Consider the following 17,792-nt stretch of genomic DNA (forward strand, 5'->3'; position numbering starts at 1 on the left):
CGTCACAGCACCACGCTCCACTGCACCACCGGGCGCGCCGGCTGCCAACCCCGCATGCGGCCCAGCGGCTGCGCCTGTGCAAGGGCCACCTGCAGGAGTTCGCCGCCGTGGCGGGCATGCAGTTGCAGCAGCAAGGCCTCGGTGTCCAGCGTCACGCTGTTGACCACCAGGCGCACACCCGGCCCCACCGCGGCGGTGATGGCGTCAAAGAGACCGCCGTCAAACCCGCCCCCGACGAACACCGCGTCGGGCGCGGGCAGCGCGGCCAGGCAGTCCCGGGAAGCCCCGGTGCGCACGCTCAGCCGGTGCGACACACCAAACCGTTCGGCGTTCTGCCGGATGTGGTCCGCGCGGCCGGTCCGCTGCTCCACGGCATGCGCGCAGCCCCCCGCCAGACACCATTCCACCGCAATGGAGCCGGAACCCGCGCCCAGATCCCACAGGCATTCACCCGGGCGCGGTGCCAGGGCGCGCAGGGTCAGCGCCCGGATCGGCGACTTGGTGATCTGCCCGTCGTGGACAAACAGCTCGTCGGGCAGCCCGCTGGTGGCGGGCAGGCCCGGCGGTCCGCTGTGCAGATCCAGGGCCAGCGCCAGCGGGGCCTGCAGATCGGGCAGGTCCGGCGTCGCCAGCCGGAACGGACGCACGCGCTCACGCGGGCCGCCCAGCCGCTCCAGCGCCCAGCCGCTCGCGGCCCCGAAACCGTGACCGCTGACCAAGGCCGCCAGCGCCTGCAGGGCCTCGCCGTCGCGCACCAGACAGATCAGCCGCTGACCGCGCCGCAGCCAGGGGCGGACGGCCCCCAGCGGTGTGGCGTGCAGCCCCAGACACTGAACACCCTCCAGCCGCCAGCCCAGGGTGGCGGCGGCACGGGAGAAGGTCGAGGGCGCGGGGTCCGCCGTCCATTCCCCGGGTTGCAGGTGCTGGCAGAGGCGGCCGCCGGCGCCGAACCAGAAAGGGTCTCCCGACGCAAGCACCACCACCGGCTGACCGCGCAGCGCCAGCACCGGCTGAAGGTCGAACGGCACGTCCCAGGCCGTGCCGCGCTCGGCCACCTGCGCCAGCGCCAGGTGGCGCGGTGCGCCGAAGATGTGGCGGGCGCTGGCCAGCACGGCGCGGCTAACATCGTTCAGTCCTGCCAACCCGTCCTCTCCCACGCCAATGATCGACAACCAGGGCTCAGCCATGATGCGTGTCCTCCTGCTGGGTGGCACCACCGAGGCCAGCCGGCTGGCGCAGGCCCTGGCCGGTGCCGGCGTGCAAGCCGTGTTTTCCTACGCCGGCCGCACCGATGCCCCGCTCGCGCAACCCCTGCCCACTCGGGTGGGCGGCTTTGGCGGTGTCGAAGGCCTGCGCGACCACCTGCGGGCCGAGGCCATCACCCATGTGATCGACGCCACCCACCCCTTTGCCGCCCAGATGAGCCGGCATGCGGTGCAGGCCTGTGGCGAGCTGGCGCTGCCCCTGCTGGCGCTGGAGCGCCCGGCCTGGCAGGCCCAGACCGGTGACCGCTGGCAGCACGTCCCCGATCTGGCGGCCGCCGTGGCGGCACTGCCGGCCAGCCCGGCGCGGGTGTTCCTGGCGATTGGCCGGCAGCATGTGCAGCCTTTCCTTGAAGACACCCAACACTGGTACCTGCTGCGCCTGGTGGACCCTGGCTTCGAGCTGCCCGAGGAACGGGGCGCCGTGGTGATCGACCGCGGCCCGTTCACGCTGGACAACGACCTGGCCCTGATGCAGCGGCACCGCATCACCCACGTGGTGGCCAAGAACGCGGGCGGGCTTGGCGCGGCAGCCAAACTGGCGGCGGCCCGCGCACTGGGCTGCCCGGTCATCCTGATCGACCGGCCGAGCCTGCCCCACCGTCCCACCGTGGGCACGGTGCAGCAGGCCTTGGCATGGCTGGGCGTGGCGGCCGTTCATGAGGCTGAGCGCGGGGTGTAGACGAAACGCCCCACGCAGCGCGTGGTGGAACTGCCCACGATGACCAGGGTGCGCATGTCGGCCATCTCGGGCCGCGCATCGCACAGGGGCACGCACAGCAACTGCTCCTGCGGCGTGCTCACGGACCGGGCGAAGATCACCCAGCGCGTGGGTTCGCAGGTCTCGCGCAGCACCGCCAGCACCTGCTCGAAGGTGTGGGGCCGGCTGGCGGAGCGGGGGTTGTAGAAGGCCATGGCCATGTCGGCGCCCGCCGCCGCCCGCACGCGCCGGTCGATCAGCGACCAGGGCTTGAGGTTGTCGCTGAGGTTGATGACGCAGAAGTCGTGCCCCAGGGGCGCACCGGCCCGCGCGGCCGCGGCCAGCATGGCGGTGATGCCGGGCAGCACCCGCACGTCCAGCGCCTGCCAGTCGTCCCGCCCCTCCATGGCCTCGAACACGGCGGCGGCCATGGCGAACACCCCCGGGTCGCCCGAGGACACCACCACCACGCGCTCGCCTTGGGCGGCCAGCGCCAGCGCGGCGCGGGCCCGGTCCAGCTCTTCGCGGTTGTCGGACGGGTGCAAGCGCAGCCCGGGTCGGGCCACCACGCGGGCCACGTACGGGAGGTAGCCCAGCACATCGGTCGCCTCGGCCAGCGCCTGGCTGACGGCGGGCGTGACCATGGCGTCGTCGCCCGGCCCCAGGCCGGCAATGCAGAGCCAGCCGCTCACGGGACGATCCTCCGTGCTGCGCACTGCGGGGCTGAGCGCCTTCGGAGCGGCCGGGCGGCGCTCACGGGCGTACCTTCGCCCTGCGGGCTGCGGTGCGAGCTGGCTTGGGAATGGCTCGGCGCTGCGCTCATTCGGCCACCTCCGGCCGCCGGCCCTGACCGTGCACCAGCACGATGGCGAAATACGGGCACACCTCGTCGGGCGTGTCGGCCAAGCGGCCGATCTGCTGCTGAGGCATGGTGCCGTGCTGCACCAGCCAGGCCTGGTCCAGCCGGCCCGCCCGCGCCAGCGCGCGCCGCACCCGCGGCAGGTTGCGGCCGGTCTTCATGACGGCGATGGCGTCGGCCGTCTGCATGCGCTCGACCAAGGTGTCTTCGGGCAGCGTGCCCATGAGCACCGTCATCACGTCATCGCCCCAGGTCATGGGTTGGCCGGTGGCCGACCAGCAACCCACCATGCCGGGGATGCCCGGCACCACCTCCACCTCGGCCCGCCCTTGCAGCCGGGTGTAGAGGTGCATGAAGGAGCCATAGAAAAACGGGTCGCCCTCGCACAGCACCACGATGTCCTGCTGACAGGCCAGGCCGGCCAGTCGCGCCGCCCAATCGTCGTAGAAGCGGGCCAGGCAGTGAATGTAGGCCGGGCTGTCGAACGGCAGCTCGGTGGTGACCGGGTACTCCATGGCGTGCTCCGTCACACCGGGCGCCAGCAGCGTTTCCACCATCTTTCGGGCCTGGCCGGGTCGGCCCTTCTTGCGGAAGAAGGCCACGTGCTGCGCGGAGCGCACCAGCCGATCCGCGCGCACGCTCATCAGGTCGGGATCGCCGGGCCCGAGGCCGGCACAGATGATGCGGCCCATCAGATCTCCCGCTCGCTGGCCAGCGCATTGATGGCGGCCACCGTGATGGCCGAGCCGCCCAGGCGGCCGTGCACCACCAGCGCGGGGGCCGCGTTCGAGGCCATCAGGGCCGTCTTCGACTCGGCCGCCCCCACGAAGCCCACCGGGCAGCCGATGATCGCGGCCGGTCGCGGGCAGTCCGGGTCCTGCAGCATGTTGAGCAGGTGGAACAGCGCCGTCGGGGCATTGCCGATGGCCACCACCGCACCGGCCAGGTGCGGGCGCCAGAGTTCCAGCGCGGCGGCGCTGCGGGTGGTTTCCAGCTGCTGCGCCAGCGCGGGGACCCGCGGGTCTTGAAGCGTGCACACCACCGGGTTGTCCGATGGCAGGCGTTGGCGGGTGATGCCCTCGCTGACCATGCGGGCGTCGCACAGGATGGGTGCGCCGTCCCGCAAGGCCTGGCGCGTGGCTTGCGCCATCCCCGGCGTGAACGCCACGTGCTGCTCCAGGCCCACCAGGCCGGCGGCATGGATCATGCGGACCACGGCCAGCTCTTCGACCGCCGAGAAACGGCTGAGGGTGGCCTCGCGCCGGATGATCGCGAAAGATTGGCGGTAGATGGCGTCGCCATCCCGTTCATACACGTGCAGCATGGGCCGTTTCTTGTTGCAGGAGTTGTTCGAGCGCTGGCAGGTCCAGCCCGTGGTGGTCCGGCGCGCCGGCTGCGGTGCCGAACCGGATGAAGTCGAAGCCACGCCGGGTGGCCACGATGGTGGTGGCCGCTGTCGGGTGGGCGCAGCCTTTGGAACAGCCCGAGACATGCAGCAGCTGCCCGGGGCCCACCGCTGATGCCAGCGCCAGCGCCAGATCCCTGGTGGGCGCCCACGCCTGCTCACAGCCCGGTGCGCCCGTGCAGGCAGCCACCCGCAGGCGGGCATCGAGGGGATCGGTGATGAGCTCGGCGCCCTCGGGCAAACGCGCCGCCCCCTCGACCAGCAGGCTGCGCCAGGGGGTCAGCCGCAAGGCACCGCACGCGCCCAGCGCCGCCAGGGTGCTGGCCCGCACAAGACCAAAGGCGAGGCTCACGATCGGACCTGGCGCCTGGGGTCCGGGTCCCGGCGCGGGCACGGCGTGAGCGGGCACCGGCGTCTGCCGCCACTCGGCCGGCAGCGCGCAACGGCCCAGCAGGGCGGCCATGCGACCACGGCCCTCGGGCGCTCCGCCAGCGCCCAGAAACCACCGTGCGAGGTCCAGGGCGCGCCGGGGCGCCGCCTGCGGCGCGACGACCACGCCCGAGTCGGCCCCGTCGGCATAGACCAGCACGCCATCGGCGTGGCGTTCCAGCCGGATGTCGGCGTGAGCCTCGCGCAGGCACGGCGCAGCGCCGGTGTCCACCGCAAAGCCGAACTTGGTCGGCAGAACGGGTGCGTCCCGGCCTGCCAGCCACTCACCCAGCCGCAAAGCCAGACCGTGTGTCACGTCGCCCTCTGTCCACAAGGGCTGGACCTGCACATTGCGCCGCGCCTCACTCGCAGCGTCTTCGTCGAGCAGGCCCAGACCACGCAAGCCGTCGAGCAGGGGCGCATGGCACGCCGCACCGACACCACGCAACTGCAGGTTGGCCCGGTTGGTCAGTTCCAGCCACGGGCTGGCATGGCGCTGGGCCAGCGCCGCGATGCCCTGCGCCTGCGCCATGCTCAGCCGCCCGGCGGGCGGGCGGATGCGCACCACCAGGCCATCGCTGGCCGCCATGGGCCGCAGGGCGCCCGGGCACCAGCCCTTGACCTGGGCAAGGGGTTCCCCAACGCGTGGTGTGGATTCGGTCATGGGTCTGGCCGTCCGGCTTCACGCCGGCTGAAAGTGCGGGCTCAGCCGCACCGTCTCACCGATGATGAGCAAGCCCGGCTGGGGGCCGTAGGCCGGGGCCGATGCCACCAGCCGGCGAAGGCTGCAAGCCAGCACCGTCTGCGAAGGACGGGTGCCGTCGCGCACGATGGCCGCCGGGGTGTCGGGCGACAGGCCATGCGCGATCAGCTGCTGGGCAATGTGCGGCAGGCGCTGGATGCCCATGTAGAACACCCGCGTCTGCCCCGGGCGGGCCAGCGCACGCCAGTCGTGTGAGGCCTCGTCGTCGGCGAGGTGCCCCGGCAGGAACACGCAGCTGCCCGCCAGATCCCGGTGGGTCAGCGGTATGCCGGCGGCCGCCGAACACCCGCTGGCGGCGGTGACGCCAGGCACCACCTCGAACGCGATGCCGGCGGCCTGCAGGGCTTGAACCTCTTCCCCGCCCCTTCCGAAGACGTAGGGGTCTCCGCCCTTGAGCCGCACGACACGCCGCCCTGCCCTGGCGTGCTGCACCAACAGGTCGTGAATGCCTTCCTGCGGCACGGCGTGTTCGCCCAGCGCCTTGCCCACATACACGCGCAGGGCCGCCGCCGGGATCCGCTCCAGCACCTCGGCAGAAATCAGCCGGTCGTGCACCACCACCTCGGCCGCCTGCAGCCGATCCAGCGCGCGCAGGGTCATCAGATCCACCGGCCCGGGGCCGGCGCCCACGATCGACACCCGGCCGGTGTTTTGCGGTTCAACCAAGCTCCACCCCTTCGCAGACCGCCCCGCTCCATCCGCACGCCATCGCCGCCATGAACGCCCCCATCAGGCCGCGGTGTAGAGACGGGGCTGGACCACCGGCGAACCCTTGAGACGCTGCAGTTGTTTGGCCAAGGCCAGCACGGCCAGGTCCACCAGCGGCTCCAGCAACACGACGGTCATGTAGGCCGCGCCAAACGTGCCGATGCTCGACAGGTTCTCGGCACCCATGCCCTGGCCGTAGATGGCCCAGAAACCGACCCAGACCACGATGCCGCCCTGGTAGGCCACCGACAGCTTCAGTGCCTGCGCGTAGCGGATGTCGACATAGGCCGTGTCGGGCGCGATCACGCGACGGGCCAGCGCCTGGATGGCGAACAGGGGCAGCAGCAGCGTGGTGACGTTCATGCCGTATTGCGGCAGGTCGTCGGGCGCGAAAAACAGGCTCTGGATGGCCAGACCCACCACCAGACCGATGGCCGTCGGCGCGGCGCCGAACACCAGCAGCAAGGTGCTGCCCAGGATCAGATGCACCTCGGACACGCCCACCGGGTGCGTGGGCAGCAACTCAAAGAACGCGAACACCAGCGCAGCGGCCATCACCGAGCGCGCCAGGAGGGCTGTCACACCTTCCGTGCGAACCATGTCCCAGGCCAGTTTGGCCGAACAGCCGAGGGCGGCGGTCGCCGTGGCATAGCTCAGGAAAATCTTGGTGCTGTCCACCAGTCCGGGTTCGATGTGCATGTTGCGGCTCCTTGGGTTGTGGGCGTTGTTCCCAACGCGGTTGAAAAAATCAGTCGGTCGCTCGGGCGCGGGGCAAAGCCACCCACTGCCCTTGCAGGGCGTGGACTTCGATGCGGTGGTCGAACACGGCTTCGAGCGCCCGATGGGTCGCGGGCTCGGCGCAGCGGCCCTGGTGGGTGATGCGGCCCTGGGCCATCACGACCAGTTCGTCGGCGTGCAGGGCCATGGCCACTTCGTGCAACACGCTCACCACCGTCTTGCCCTGCGCCACCAGCGCCTGCACCAGGTCCAGCCAGTCGGCTTGGTGCGGTGGGTCGAGGTTGGCCAGGGGCTCGTCCATCAGCAGCACCTCGGCCTCCACGGCGAGGGCGCGCGCGAGCAGCACGCGCTGGCGCTCGCCGCCCGAGAGCTGGCCGAGCGAGCGGGCGCGCCAGTCCCAGGCCTGCGTGGCCTGGAGCGCACGCTCCACCGCCGCGTGGTCGGCGGCACTGGGCGCACTCAGCCAGGCCTGGTGCGGCAGGCGGCCGAGCATGGCCACGTCCCACACCGTGAGGTCGTCGCCGCTGGACTCGTTCTGGCCCAGCCAGGCCATCTGCTGCGCCCGCTGGCGGCTGGGCCAGTCGGCCAGCGGCCGCCCCAGCAACGCCACCTCGCCGCTGTGCGGCAGCAGACCGGCCAGCGCCTTGAGCAAGGTGGATTTGCCCGCGCCGTTGGGGCCGACGATGCTGGTCCAGCACGCACCGGGCAGCGCCAGGGTGATGTTGTGCAGGATCTGTGTGTCGCCCAGTCGCGCGCTCAGGTCGCGCGCTTCGATGGCGATGGCGTTCACGGGTGCCTTCACAGCCCGGCCCCCCGCGACACGCGCGTGTTGCGCTGCATCAGCCACAGCAGGTAGCCGCCGCCGAGCACCGCGGTGAGCACGCCCACCGGCAGCTCCTGCGGCGCGATCAGCCAGCGCGCCAGCGTGTCGGCCGCCATCAGCAGCACACCGCCCATGCAGCTGGCCAGCAGCATCAGGCGGCCGCTGGTGGTCTTGACCAGCGAGCGCACCAGGTGCGGCGCGGCCAAGCCCACGAAGGCGATCAGGCCCGTCTGCGCCACGGCGGTGCCGGTGGCCAGCGCGAGCACGGCCACCAGCGCCGCGCGCATGGGGCCCAGCGGCAGGCCGAGGCTGCGCGCGGTGGCGTCGCCGAGGCTCAGGCCGTCGAGCACGCGCGCCAGCAGCCAGGCCGCCAGCGCGCACAGCGCCCACACGGTCATCATCAACACGCAGGCGGTCCAGCCCACGAAGCTGGTCGAGCCGAGCATGAAGGCCTGCATGGCCTGCAGCGATTCGGGCGAAAACAGCAGCACCAGGTGCGTCATCGCCCCCAGCACCACACCCACCACCACACCGGCCAGCAGCAGGCGCAGCGTGTGTTGCACGCCACGCGAGAGCAGCAGCGTGAGCAGCACCGCCAGCACCGCACCGCCAAAGGCTGCGCCGGTCAGGCCCAGGCGCACCCAGGCGCTGCTGGAAAACACGCTCACGGCCACGCCGCCGTTCATCATGGACGCGCCCAACATGCCCGCACCGCCCCCCATGGCCGCGAGCGCCAGGGCCACACCGAGCGAGGCACCCGAGGCACTGCCGAGCAGGAACGGGTCGGCCAGCGGGTTGCGAAACAGGCCCTGCGCCACCGCGCCGGCCAGGCCCAGCAGCGCGCCAGCTCCCCAGGCGCCCAGCGTGCGCGGCAGGCGGATCTCCCACACGATCTGCTGCGCCATCGCGGTGGCCGACGGGTCGGCTTGCGGGTTCAGCAGCGGGCCGATCAGGTTCTCGAAACCCGCGCTGCCCACGCACACGCCGAGCGCGGTCAGGCCCAGCGCGGCAAGCAACATGCCCCCCACCAGCCAGGACGCGCGGCGGGTCGAAGGACCACCATGCTCCGCCGCCGCGCGGGTCGCTGCCCCCCGAGGGGGCTGATCCGGCTTGGGGCGGCCCTGCACCGGATCGTTCAAGGACGCGCCCCCGGCTTCTTCGCGCCAGGCGCCTTCTCGGCCAGGCAACCCGCCATCAGGCGCGCGCCCTCGGCCATGCGCGGACCGGGCCGCACCAGCGCGTCGGAAGCGTCGACGGGAAACACACACAGGTGCTGCCCGCGCATGGCGCGCATGGACATCCAGCCCGGGCGCTGCGCCATGCCGTCCAGGCTGCGCTGGCCGACCATGATCAGGTCGGGGTTGGCGCGCACGATGTACTCGGGGTTGAGCTTGGGGAACGGCCCGAGCGAGGCGGGCACGATGTTCTTCGCGCCCAGGCGCGTCAGCGTCTCGCCGATGAAGGAACTTTCACCCGCAGCGTAGGGGCCGGGGTTGACCTCGAAATACACCCGTGTACCGCGCACACCGGCGGGCAGCGACTGCGCGGCGGCCATCACGGCGGCGTCGATGGCGCGCCAGATCTTCTGCGCGTCGGGCACCTCCAGCAGCTGGCCGATCTTGAGCAGCACGCGCTGCACGTCGGCGTGCGTCTTGGGCTCCAGCGCCACCACCTTGATGCCCAGTGCGCGCAGGCGCTCGCCCGCGCGGGACGACGTCGCCATGAGCACCACGTCGGGTCGCAGCGCGACGATGGCCTCGATGTTCGGGTCCAGCCCGCCGCCCACCTGCGGCAAGGCCTTCACACTCGCGGGCCAGTTGGTGTAGCGGTCCACGCCCACCAGGCGCTGGCACTGCCCCAGCTCGCACACCGTTTCGGCCAGCGAGGGCAGCAGGCTCACGATGCGCTGCGGCGAGCGCTCGAAGTTGACCACCACGCCGTGGTCGTCGGTGATCTGCAGCGCGGCGCGGGCCGGCAGGGCCAGCAGCGTCAGTGCCACCAGCGTCACCGCGGTCAGGATGTTGCGCATCGGATTCATGTCGGGTCTTTCAAGGTCAGCGGCAGGCCCGCGGTCATGAGGGTGACGCGCTCGCACGCGGCGGCCACGTTTTGGTTCAGGCGGCCCAGCGCGTCCACGAACTGGCGCACCTCGTGCCCCAGGGGGATCACGCCCAGGCCGATCTCGTTGCCCACCAGCACCACCGGACCGGGCGCGGCGGCGATGGCCTCACACAGCGCGTGGCCCGCAGCGACCACGGCGGGTTCGTCGAGGGCCTCGCCGGGCAGCGCGGGCATCAGCAGGTTGGTGAGCCAGAGGGTGAGGCAGTCCACCACGATCAGGGTGCCGTTGTCGCTGTGCTGGCGCAGGGTCTGGGCCAGCGCCACCGGCTCTTCCACCGTGACCATGCCCGGCACCCGCTCGGCGCGGTCCCGCTGGTGGCGCGCGATGCGTTCGCGCATCTCGCCGTCCCAGGCCTGGCCCGTGGCGATCAGCACGGCGCGGTGATCGGGCGAACGCTCCAGCCACTGGCGCGCCAGCACCTCGGCGCGGCGCGACTTGCCACTGCGCTGACCACCGAGGATGAATTCGCTGCGGGCCCGATCAGCCATGCCGGTTCATCCACGTGGTGACGATGCTGTGCATCTGCGCCACGCCGTCGGTCAGCGCAGCCGGGCCGGGCTGGAGGATGTCGGCCGACTTGATCTCGAACAGCTGGCCGTTCTTCACCGCAGGCACGTCCTGCCATCCCGCGCGCGCCGCCACCTTCTCGGGACGGAACTTCTTGCCACACCAGGAGCCGATCACGATGTCGGGGTTGCGGCGCACGATCTCGGCGGGGTCGGCAATGATGCGGTCCTTGCCCAGCGACTGCACCGCCAGCTCGGGGAACACGTCGTCGCCGCCCGCGATGCCCAGCAGCTCCGACACCCAGCGGATGCCGCTGATGTGCGGCTCGTCCCACTCTTCAAAAAACACGCGCGGGCGGCGCTTGCCCGCCGCCACCAGCGCGCTCACCTCGGCTCGGATGGCCGCCAACCGCAGGCGCATGACGTCGATGCGCGCCAGGCCCTCTTCAGCACAACCCACCATCGCCGCCACCTGGAACAGCATTGAAAAAATCTGATCCACGCTGCGCTGGTTGAACACCGTCACCTGCACACCGGCGCGGATCAGCTGCGCTGCGATGTCGGCCTGCAGGTCGGAAAACCCAAACACGCAGTCGGGCTGCAGCGCGAGGATCTTGTCGATCTTGGCGTTGAGGAACGCGCTCACCTTGGGCTTCTCGTCGCGCGCGCGGCGCGGGCGCACGGTGTAGCCGCTGATGCCGACGATGCGGTGCGCCTGCCCCAGCAGGTAGAGCCATTCGGTGGTCTCCTCGGTCAGGCAGACGATGCGCTGCGGTCCCAGGTGCGGTGTGCTCACAAAATCTCCTCAAGGAACAGCGAGGCGGCCGCCTCGGGGTTGGAAGCAAACCAGGCGTGGAAATAGCTGGCGCGCACCGACCCCTGCACGTAGATGGCCTCGCCTCGCCCGCCCGCGCGCTGCGCCTCGGTCCGGAACCGCGGTGGCAGCGGCGACTCGGTGGTCGAGTAGTGAAAGGTGTGCCCGCGCAGCTCCCCCTGCGCCGTGTCCCAGCGTTGCGGCCCGAGCGCGGCCAGGCGCTTCTGCATGGCCACGCGGCCGGGCAGCAGGCCCCACATCGGATGCTCGTCGCCGTCGGCGGTGGTCAGGGTGTCGAACAGCGGCATCATGCCGCCGCACTCGGCCCAGACGGGCCGGCCGTCTGCGATGTGTTCGGCCAGGGATTCGCGGCAGCGCGCGCCCTTCGCCAGCGTGGCCGCGTGCAACTCCGGGTAGCCGCCCGGCAGCCACACGGCGTCGCACGTGGGCACCGGCTCGTCGGCCAGTGGCGAGAAAAACACCAGCTCGGCGCCGAGCGCGCGCAGGCTGTCGAGGTTGGCCGGGTAGGTGAAGCAGAAGGCCGCATCGCGCGCCACCGCCACCGTGCGCCCCGCCAGCCGGGGGGCGGGCAGCGCGGGCGACACCGCGTCGAACCGCACCGCCCAGCGCTGCCAGCCCGCGTCGTCGAGCTGCCCCAGCGGCGTCTGCGCCAGCGCGTCGGCCACGGCGTCGAGCCGCTCCATGGCGTCGAGCAGTTCGGACGCCACCGTCAAGCCGAGGTGCCGCTCGGGCAGCGTGAAGCCCGCGTCGCGCTTCAAGGCGCCGAGCCAGCCGGCGTCGATGCCCATCGCATCGCCGTCGGCCATCGCCGGGCGCAGCGAGCGCTGCAGCATCTGCGCGTGCCCCTCGCTGGCGACCCGGTTGGCCAGCACGCCCGCCCACGGCAGGCCGTCCTGGTAGTGGCGCAGCCCGTGCGCCAGCGCGCCGAAGGTGCCCGCCATCGCCGAGGCGTCGATCACGGCGAGCACGGGCAGCCCGAAGCGCCGCGCGAGGTCGGCCGCGCTGGGCTCGCCATCGAACAGGCCCATGACCCCTTCGATCAGGATCAGGTCGCTCGACGACGCGGCCTCAAACAGGCGCGCGCGGATGTCGGTCTCGCCGTTGAGCCAGAGGTCGAGGTTGTGCACGGGGTGGCCGCTGGCGAGCGTGTGCCAGTGCGGGTCCAGAAAATCCGGACCGCACTTGAACACCCGCACCCGGCGGCCTTGTCGCGTGTGCAGCCGTGCGAGCGCCGCCGTCACGGTGGTCTTGCCCTGGCCCGAGGCCGGGGCGGCGATCAGCAGCGCCGGACAGGTGCGTGCCGTGTCCATGGTGATCGGCATGCGCTGTGGCTCAGCGTGGTGACCAGTTGAGTCCGACGTACAAGGTGCGGCCAGCGGTGGCGTAACCCAGCACCGACTCGTAGGCCTTGTCGGTCAGGTTGTCGATGCGGGCCTGCAGTGTCCAGCTGGGCGTGAGCGCGGTGCTGGCCGTCAGGTTCAGCAGGCTGTGGGCCGGCAGGCGCATCGTGTTGGCCGCATCGTCGAAGCGCGAGCCCAGGTGCTGCAGCTCGCCACCCAAGGTCCAGCCGGCCAGCTGGGTGTCGGCGGTCAGGGTGGCCTGGGTTTGCGCACGGCGCGCGAGGCGCAGACCGGTCTCCTGGTCCTTGGGGCGCATCAGGTCGAGTGAAGCCCCGAGGTTGACCGCACCCGCTCGCGTGCCGCCGCTGAGCGTGACACCGCTGTAGCGCGCCCGGCCCGTGTTGCCGTAACAACCCGCGTATTCGCCCACGCCATTGGCGCAGCTGCCGGGCCCGCTCACGTAGTCGATCAGGTTCTTCACATCGTTGCGGTACAGCGTGAACCCAGCGCGGTCGTGACCCGCCTGGTAGCGCAGGCCAGCCTCAAAGTTGCGGGCCGTCTCGGCCTTCAGATCGGGTGTGCCGTAGAAGCTGAAGCGCTGGAACAGGGTGGGCACGCGGAACGCGGTGCCGGCCGACAGGGTGGCTCGCCACGCGGGCGAGAACGCCAGCGCGTAGGCGACGCCCCCGGTGGACTCGCCCCCGAACTCGCTGTCGTCGTCGTGTCGGGCGTTGAGCTGCAGCGTGTGCGCACCATGTCGCAGCGTGTAGCCCAGCGCGAGCGCGTTCTGGTCGCGGGCGGTTTGTTCGGGGATGGTGCTGCCGTTCGTGAGGTGGTCTTCACGGCGTTCCAGATCGGCGCTCAGGGTGGCCGTGCCCATGCGCCACTCGTTGCGCAACAGGTAGGTGTCGATGCGCGTGTTGGTGAGGTAAGGCGACGGCGTGGTTTGATAACGGTCGATGCCGCGTGTCACACCCACCCGGGTCTTCCAGGTGTCGCTCCAGGCGGCCGACCAGTTGAGCCCCAGGGTGCGGAGGTCTTGCTGGTTCTGGTCGTCCTGGCCGGGCAGGTAGCCGTCGTAACCCGCCTTCTGCTCGCTGTCGAGCAGCGTCGCGTCCAGCTCGTGGCCGGGCGCGAGCTTCCAGCCCAGCCGGCCAGAGACCGCCTGTCCGCGGTAGCCGTCGCGGTCCGGGTTGCCCGTGGGCTGTGAGTTGAAACCATCGCTGCGTTCACCCGACAGGCCCAGCGCATAACTCACCGCGCCCTGCCCGCCGCGCAGCGACACGCTCATGTCGCGCGTGTTGTGCGTGCCCACGCCCACGTGGACCGAGGGGAAAAAACCCGCCTCACCCTGGCGGGTGAAGATCTGGACCACCCCGGCCAGAGCGTCCGATCCGTAGATCGCCGCCGCCGGGCCGCGCAACACCTCGATGCGCTCGACCTGTGCCAGCGGGATCGCGTTCCAGCTGGCACCTCCGGTGGACTGAGAATCCACGCGGACCCCATCGACGAACACGGCGGTGAAGCGCGTCTCGGCACCGCGCAGGTACACGCTGGTGGTCGAAGCAGGACCCCCATTGCGGGTCACGGTGATGCCCGGCACGCGCGACAGCACATCGGCCAGTCCATTGGCACCGCTGCGCTCGATCTGCTCGCGGTCCACGATGGACACATCGGCCACCACATCGGTCACGGGAACCTGTGAACGGGTCGCCGTGACCACGGTTTCGGGCAGGGTGGCTGGCGCCTGGGCGAAGGCGGGGAATGCAGCGGCGCAGGCCAACGGGAGCACGGCCAGGCGCACGGAAATAGCACGGGTTTTCATGAAAGATCACAAGCTGATGTGCCCTCGCCGTCTTCCCCGACAGCGCATGGGCGTCACGACGGCGGGTCCCGCGAAGGACGCACCATCACCTTGTTGGCCGGTATCCGGGCTGACAGAACAACCTTCATCGCCTTCCCAGTGAACCGGTCTGAACCGATTCACCAGTGGCTGCGGGATGAAAGCGGAGACGACTGAAAGGCTTCAGAGGTCCCGTCTGCTTACCGTTGCGGGGGCAGCGCAGGTTAGGTCGGTTCGTGTGAACGTTCCCTCCTGCTTCCCGTTGAACTGCGGCATGTGAACCACACCGCGAGCACCAACGGGGTGGATTGTAAGCCCGGGCTTCTTGCGGGAACCCTACAATGAGAAATCTACACTTTGTCACCATGGCCGATCCCAAGCACCTTGATCTGATCGCCGAGCGCGTCGAGCGCCTGCTGCTGCGCCATGAAGAACTGCAGCGCACCAACGCCCTGTTGCTAGACCAGGTGGCCAGCCTCAAGAACGAGCGCGACTCGCTCAGATCACGACTCAACGCGGCACGCGCACGCATCGACGCCCTGCTCGATCGCCTTCCCGCCGACGCCGACTTCATGCCCAAGGACACCGAATGAACAAGCCCGCGTCCAAGCAGATCGAAGTCCAGATCATGGGTCAGAGTTACCTGTTGGCCTGCCCCCCGGGCGGCGAGTCGTCCCTGCTGGATGCCGTGGAGCGGGTCGACACGGCGATGTGCCGCATCCGCGACGCAGGCAAAGTCAAGGCCAGGGACCGCATCGCCGTGCTGGCCTCGCTGAACCTCGCGTTCGAACTCTCACAGAAGGAAGCCCAGAGCTTCTCGGCATCGTCCTTCGCACAGTCGGAACCGGCCCCCTTGCACGAGCAAGGTTTGCCCTCCAGCAGCGAGCCGGTCGATCCCGCATCGCAGGCCCGCATGGACGACCTGATCCGACGACTCGATCAGTCGCTGGGCCACGACGGCCAGTTGCTCTGAACAGACCGAGGTTTCACGCGCATTTTTTGCGCTGACTTCCGGCACAACGCGCTGGCAGCGCCTACAATTTGAACCGTCTGCAGTGCGCGCCGGGCTTTATATTTCCTTGAACCAATGCTCCATGAGCACGGGCTAGGTACATTGCCTGATGGGTGTGAGCATCTCGCGTCAGATGAACCCGAAGTCACGCTGCCCTGGCCCACCTGAACCCCGGTTCAGGATGACGGTCCGGTGGCACTGCAGACACCTTATTCCGATCTCCCCCCTGCGCCGCTTCGCGTCTTCCCCCCTCTCCTGCGGGAAGGGGGACGCAGCCTGTGGCCCGGCCAAGCCGGTTCCACGGCTGCCCTTGCAGGGAGACACCTTCTCCGGACAAGCCCTTGGTATGACCCTCGAACCCCTGCTGATCATCGAGCTGGCCATGTTGGGTCTTGCCACCGGCTTCCTCGCCGGCCTGCTGGGCATCGGTGGCGGCATGATCATGGTGCCTTTCATCAGCGCCATCCTCGGCCAGCGTGGCGTGGAGCCTGGCCTGGCGGTCAAGATGGCGATCGCCACCTCGATGGCCACCATCATCTTCACTTCCATCTCCAGCGTGCGCGCCCACCACAAGCGTGGCGCCGTGCGATGGGACATCGTCAAGCGCCTGGCGCCGGGCATCGTGCTGGGCGCGGGCATCGCCAGCCTGGGGGTGTTTGCGGTGTTGAAAGGAGGCTCGCTGGCGCTGCTGTTCGCGGCGTTCGTGAGCTTCTCCGCCACGCAAATGCTGCTCGACAAAAAGCCCCAGGCCTCACGCACCTTGCCAGGCTCCGCTGGCCAGCTCGGCGCCGGCACCGCCATCGGGTTTCTGTCCGGACTGGTCGGCGCGGGCGGTGGGTTCGTGAGCGTGCCCTTCATGACCTGGTGCAACGTCGCCATCCACAACGCCGTGGCCACCAGCGCAGCGCTGGGCTTTCCCATCGCGCTGGCCAACGCGATCGGCTACGTGATCTCGGGCCAGAGCGTGGCCGACCTACCCGCCGGTTCCCTGGGCTACGTGTTCCTGCCGGCCCTTCTGGTGATCGCCATCGCCAGCGTGCTCATGGCGCCTCTGGGCGTGAAAGCGGCCCACGCACTGCCGGTCAAATCGCTCAAACGCGTGTTCGCCGGCATCCTGTACGTGTTGGCGGCCTACATGCTCTACAAGGGCCTGTCCGCCTGATCAAGCCGCCACGTGCAACGGCCGGTCTGCGATCACGGTGCCGTCTTCATCGGCATAGAGCCAATCGCCCGGGCGCACCCAGACGCCCTGTATGCGCACCACCAGTTCGCGCAACCCTTGCTGGCGCCGCTCGGTCGGCAGTGGCATGAGCCCCAGCGCGCGGATGCCGGTCTGGCACACCGCCAGTTCGGCCGCGTCGCGAACACAGCCATCGATCAGCACGCCGGCCCAACCGTTGTGGGCCGCAGCGGCCCCGAGGGTGCCGCCGAGAAGTGCTCGACGCAATGAAGCGCCACCGTCGACCACCAGCACCCGCCCTTCACCAGGCCCCTCCACCGCGGCCTTGACCAGGCTGTTGTCGTCCAGGCATTGCACCGTGACCACCGGCCCTGCAAACCGCTTCAAACCACCGAAGTCGCGAAACAATGGCGGCAGCACGCGGAACGCGCCGGTGGCATCGCTTTTGTGGACATCGCACAGGTCACAGGTTGAAAAATCAGGCATCGGATTCATGGTGAAAAGCAGGTCTGCGAAGGGTTGATTCAAGAGACAAATTGGAGCATGGGCACCCGCTCTGACAACAGGCTTGCAGCGCGCAGGCGACCGACTGTTGTTTTCGGGGCCAAAAACCGCGCTTTCCCCTATGAAAACCAGCAAAAAAACCTACAACCCACCTTGGAATGGTGATGCAAGTCCATTAGCATCCGTGACACCAGTGAGAAAGCGCGTTTTCCGCTGGTGAATATTCCACTTCTAGAAGGAAACACCATCATGGCAACTGCAAAAAAAGCTCCCGCTAAAAAAGCGGCTCCGGCCAAGAAGGCCGCCGCAGCACCGGCCAAAAAAGCCGCCGCTCCCGTGAAGAAGGCCGCTCCGGCCAAGAAGGCAGCCGCTCCGGCCAAAAAGGCAGCACCGGCCAAGAAAGCCGCCGCTCCCGCCAAGAAGGCAGCCCCAGCCAAGAAAGCCGCTCCTGCCAAGAAGCGCACCCCCAACGCCGCTTTCATGAAAGCCATGACGCCCAGCGCCGCGCTGGCCGCCATCGTCGGTGCTTCGCCGCTGCCGCGCACCGAAGTGACCAAGAAGGTCTGGGAATACATCAAGAAGAACAAGCTGCAAGACGCCGTCAACCGTCGCATGATCAACGCCGATGCCAAGCTGAAGGAAATCTTCAAGAAGGCCCAGGCTTCGATGTTCGAAATGACCAAGATGATCAACGAACACCTGAAGTGATCTCTTGATCCGAACGGGCGCCTGCGGCGCTCTTTCAGCGAAGAGCCGGCAATCC

20 protein-coding genes, 1 other RNA gene and 1 riboswitch are annotated in these 17,792 nt (G+C 69.8%); of the genes, 6 read left to right on the forward strand and 15 right to left on the reverse strand.

From position 1 onward, the window contains the following. Positions 1-2: 2 nt before the first annotated feature. Positions 3-1,187, reverse strand: a complete 1,185-nt coding sequence (gene cbiT, locus IM738_RS10050) for a precorrin-6Y C5,15-methyltransferase (decarboxylating) subunit CbiT (protein ID WP_236965722.1) — start codon at positions 1,185-1,187, stop codon at positions 3-5. Here cbiT and IM738_RS10055 point away from each other — a divergent pair. Then, entirely contained in the window at positions 1,186-1,944 is a 759-nt protein-coding gene (locus tag IM738_RS10055) for a cobalt-precorrin-6A reductase (protein ID WP_236965723.1), read from the forward strand. The two genes, cbiT and IM738_RS10055, sit on opposite strands and share 2 nt — an antisense overlap. Here the strand turns inward: IM738_RS10055 and cobJ are convergent. The 13 genes from cobJ to IM738_RS10120 form a co-directional block, all read right to left on the reverse strand. Then, a complete protein-coding gene (gene cobJ / locus IM738_RS10060; protein WP_236965724.1) occupies positions 1,920-2,654 on the reverse strand; it encodes a precorrin-3B C(17)-methyltransferase in 735 nt (244 codons plus the stop codon). The genes IM738_RS10055 and cobJ overlap by 25 nt on opposite strands. 127 nt (positions 2,655-2,781) lie before the next feature. Further along, on the reverse strand, positions 2,782-3,513 hold the full coding sequence (gene cobI, locus IM738_RS10065) for a precorrin-2 C(20)-methyltransferase (protein ID WP_236965725.1): 732 nt from the start codon (positions 3,511-3,513) through the stop codon (positions 2,782-2,784). Beyond that, entirely contained in the window at positions 3,513-4,145 is a 633-nt protein-coding gene (locus IM738_RS10070) for a precorrin-8X methylmutase (protein ID WP_236965726.1), read from the reverse strand. The genes cobI and IM738_RS10070 overlap by 1 nt, the downstream gene beginning before the upstream one ends. Next, positions 4,129-5,319 carry a precorrin-3B synthase gene (cobG, locus tag IM738_RS10075; protein WP_236965727.1) on the reverse strand — a complete coding sequence of 397 codons (1,191 nt, stop codon included), beginning with the start codon at positions 5,317-5,319 and terminating at the stop codon, positions 4,129-4,131. The genes IM738_RS10070 and cobG overlap by 17 nt, the downstream gene beginning before the upstream one ends. 18 nt (positions 5,320-5,337) lie before the next feature. Continuing rightward, a complete protein-coding gene (cobA, locus tag IM738_RS10080) occupies positions 5,338-6,084 on the reverse strand; it encodes a uroporphyrinogen-III C-methyltransferase (RefSeq protein WP_236965728.1) in 747 nt (248 codons plus the stop codon). Positions 6,085-6,147: 63 nt separating this feature from the next. Next, positions 6,148-6,825: an energy-coupling factor ABC transporter permease gene (locus IM738_RS10085; protein ID WP_236965729.1), complete on the reverse strand. Its 678-nt coding sequence runs from the start codon at positions 6,823-6,825 to the stop codon at positions 6,148-6,150. Between the two features lie 49 nt (positions 6,826-6,874). After that, positions 6,875-7,654 (reverse strand): ABC transporter ATP-binding protein, encoded by a 780-nt coding sequence (locus IM738_RS10090; protein ID WP_236965730.1) that lies wholly within the window; start codon positions 7,652-7,654, stop codon positions 6,875-6,877. A gap of 8 nt (positions 7,655-7,662) precedes the next feature. Further along, positions 7,663-8,706, reverse strand: coding sequence for a FecCD family ABC transporter permease (locus IM738_RS10095; RefSeq protein WP_236965731.1), 1,044 nt, complete (start codon positions 8,704-8,706; stop codon positions 7,663-7,665). A 116-nt stretch (positions 8,707-8,822) separates the two neighbouring features. Beyond that, a complete protein-coding gene (locus IM738_RS10100) occupies positions 8,823-9,725 on the reverse strand; it encodes an ABC transporter substrate-binding protein (RefSeq protein WP_442908504.1) in 903 nt (300 codons plus the stop codon). Beyond that, on the reverse strand, positions 9,722-10,297 hold the full coding sequence (locus IM738_RS10105; protein ID WP_236965732.1) for a bifunctional adenosylcobinamide kinase/adenosylcobinamide-phosphate guanylyltransferase: 576 nt from the start codon (positions 10,295-10,297) through the stop codon (positions 9,722-9,724). Before IM738_RS10105 ends, IM738_RS10100 begins: the two co-directional genes overlap by 4 nt. Continuing rightward, complete coding sequence (locus IM738_RS10110; protein WP_236965733.1) at positions 10,290-11,111, reverse strand: cobalamin-binding protein; 822 nt, start codon at positions 11,109-11,111, stop codon at positions 10,290-10,292. Before IM738_RS10110 ends, IM738_RS10105 begins: the two co-directional genes overlap by 8 nt. After that, on the reverse strand, positions 11,108-12,472 hold the full coding sequence (locus IM738_RS10115; RefSeq protein ID WP_236965734.1) for a cobyrinate a,c-diamide synthase: 1,365 nt from the start codon (positions 12,470-12,472) through the stop codon (positions 11,108-11,110). The genes IM738_RS10110 and IM738_RS10115 overlap by 4 nt, the downstream gene beginning before the upstream one ends. A 10-nt stretch (positions 12,473-12,482) precedes the next feature. Then, positions 12,483-14,315 carry a TonB-dependent receptor domain-containing protein gene (locus tag IM738_RS10120; RefSeq protein WP_236965735.1) on the reverse strand — a complete coding sequence of 611 codons (1,833 nt, stop codon included), beginning with the start codon at positions 14,313-14,315 and terminating at the stop codon, positions 12,483-12,485. A 78-nt stretch (positions 14,316-14,393) separates the two neighbouring features. Continuing rightward, a riboswitch (cobalamin riboswitch) is annotated at positions 14,394-14,648 on the reverse strand. A gap of 50 nt (positions 14,649-14,698) precedes the next feature. On the opposite strand from IM738_RS10120, the gene IM738_RS10125 reads away from it, so the two are divergent. The 4 genes from IM738_RS10125 to IM738_RS10140 all read left to right on the forward strand — a co-directional run bounded on the left by IM738_RS10125 (position 14,699) and on the right by IM738_RS10140 (position 16,507). Beyond that, on the forward strand, positions 14,699-14,926 hold the full coding sequence (locus tag IM738_RS10125) for a DUF904 domain-containing protein (protein WP_236965736.1): 228 nt from the start codon (positions 14,699-14,701) through the stop codon (positions 14,924-14,926). Next, a complete protein-coding gene (locus IM738_RS10130; protein WP_236965737.1) occupies positions 14,923-15,306 on the forward strand; it encodes a cell division protein ZapA in 384 nt (127 codons plus the stop codon). Before IM738_RS10125 ends, IM738_RS10130 begins: the two co-directional genes overlap by 4 nt. A 71-nt stretch (positions 15,307-15,377) precedes the next feature. Continuing rightward, positions 15,378-15,556, forward strand: a non-coding RNA gene (ssrS, locus tag IM738_RS10135) — 6S RNA. A 135-nt stretch (positions 15,557-15,691) separates the two neighbouring features. Continuing rightward, positions 15,692-16,507: a sulfite exporter TauE/SafE family protein gene (locus IM738_RS10140; RefSeq protein ID WP_236965738.1), complete on the forward strand. Its 816-nt coding sequence runs from the start codon at positions 15,692-15,694 to the stop codon at positions 16,505-16,507. Here IM738_RS10140 and rraA read toward each other — a convergent pair whose 3' ends face one another. Beyond that, complete coding sequence (rraA, locus tag IM738_RS10145; RefSeq protein ID WP_236965739.1) at positions 16,508-17,011, reverse strand: ribonuclease E activity regulator RraA; 504 nt, start codon at positions 17,009-17,011, stop codon at positions 16,508-16,510. It abuts the gene before it with no gap. Between the two features lie 267 nt (positions 17,012-17,278). On the opposite strand from rraA, the gene IM738_RS10150 reads away from it, so the two are divergent. Then, on the forward strand, positions 17,279-17,737 hold the full coding sequence (locus IM738_RS10150; protein ID WP_236965740.1) for an SWIB/MDM2 domain-containing protein: 459 nt from the start codon (positions 17,279-17,281) through the stop codon (positions 17,735-17,737). Positions 17,738-17,792: the final 55 nt, after the last annotated feature.

The organism is Hydrogenophaga sp. SL48 (assembly GCF_021729865.1).
In the GTDB taxonomy this organism is placed as follows: domain Bacteria; phylum Pseudomonadota; class Gammaproteobacteria; order Burkholderiales; family Burkholderiaceae_C; genus Hydrogenophaga.

Coding starts and splice junctions, on each gene's coding strand:
- cobI (WP_236965725.1), bottom strand. CDS start 3,513: ATGGGCCGCATCATCTGTGCCGGCCTCGGGCCCGGCGATCCCGACCTG.
- IM738_RS10130 (WP_236965737.1), top strand. CDS start 14,923: ATGAACAAGCCCGCGTCCAAGCAGATCGAAGTCCAGATCATGGGTCAG.
- IM738_RS10115 (WP_236965734.1), bottom strand. CDS start 12,472: ATGCCGATCACCATGGACACGGCACGCACCTGTCCGGCGCTGCTGATC.
- cobG (WP_236965727.1), bottom strand. CDS start 5,319: ATGACCGAATCCACACCACGCGTTGGGGAACCCCTTGCCCAGGTCAAG.
- IM738_RS10150 (WP_236965740.1), top strand. CDS start 17,279: ATGGCAACTGCAAAAAAAGCTCCCGCTAAAAAAGCGGCTCCGGCCAAG.
- IM738_RS10085 (WP_236965729.1), bottom strand. CDS start 6,825: ATGCACATCGAACCCGGACTGGTGGACAGCACCAAGATTTTCCTGAGC.
- IM738_RS10055 (WP_236965723.1), top strand. CDS start 1,186: ATGATGCGTGTCCTCCTGCTGGGTGGCACCACCGAGGCCAGCCGGCTG.
- IM738_RS10120 (WP_236965735.1), bottom strand. CDS start 14,315: ATGAAAACCCGTGCTATTTCCGTGCGCCTGGCCGTGCTCCCGTTGGCC.
- IM738_RS10070 (WP_236965726.1), bottom strand. CDS start 4,145: ATGCTGCACGTGTATGAACGGGATGGCGACGCCATCTACCGCCAATCT.
- IM738_RS10105 (WP_236965732.1), bottom strand. CDS start 10,297: ATGGCTGATCGGGCCCGCAGCGAATTCATCCTCGGTGGTCAGCGCAGT.
- IM738_RS10140 (WP_236965738.1), top strand. CDS start 15,692: ATGACCCTCGAACCCCTGCTGATCATCGAGCTGGCCATGTTGGGTCTT.
- cbiT (WP_236965722.1), bottom strand. CDS start 1,187: ATGGCTGAGCCCTGGTTGTCGATCATTGGCGTGGGAGAGGACGGGTTG.
- IM738_RS10100 (WP_442908504.1), bottom strand. CDS start 9,725: ATGAATCCGATGCGCAACATCCTGACCGCGGTGACGCTGGTGGCACTG.
- IM738_RS10125 (WP_236965736.1), top strand. CDS start 14,699: ATGGCCGATCCCAAGCACCTTGATCTGATCGCCGAGCGCGTCGAGCGC.
- rraA (WP_236965739.1), bottom strand. CDS start 17,011: ATGCCTGATTTTTCAACCTGTGACCTGTGCGATGTCCACAAAAGCGAT.
- IM738_RS10095 (WP_236965731.1), bottom strand. CDS start 8,706: ATGTTGCTTGCCGCGCTGGGCCTGACCGCGCTCGGCGTGTGCGTGGGC.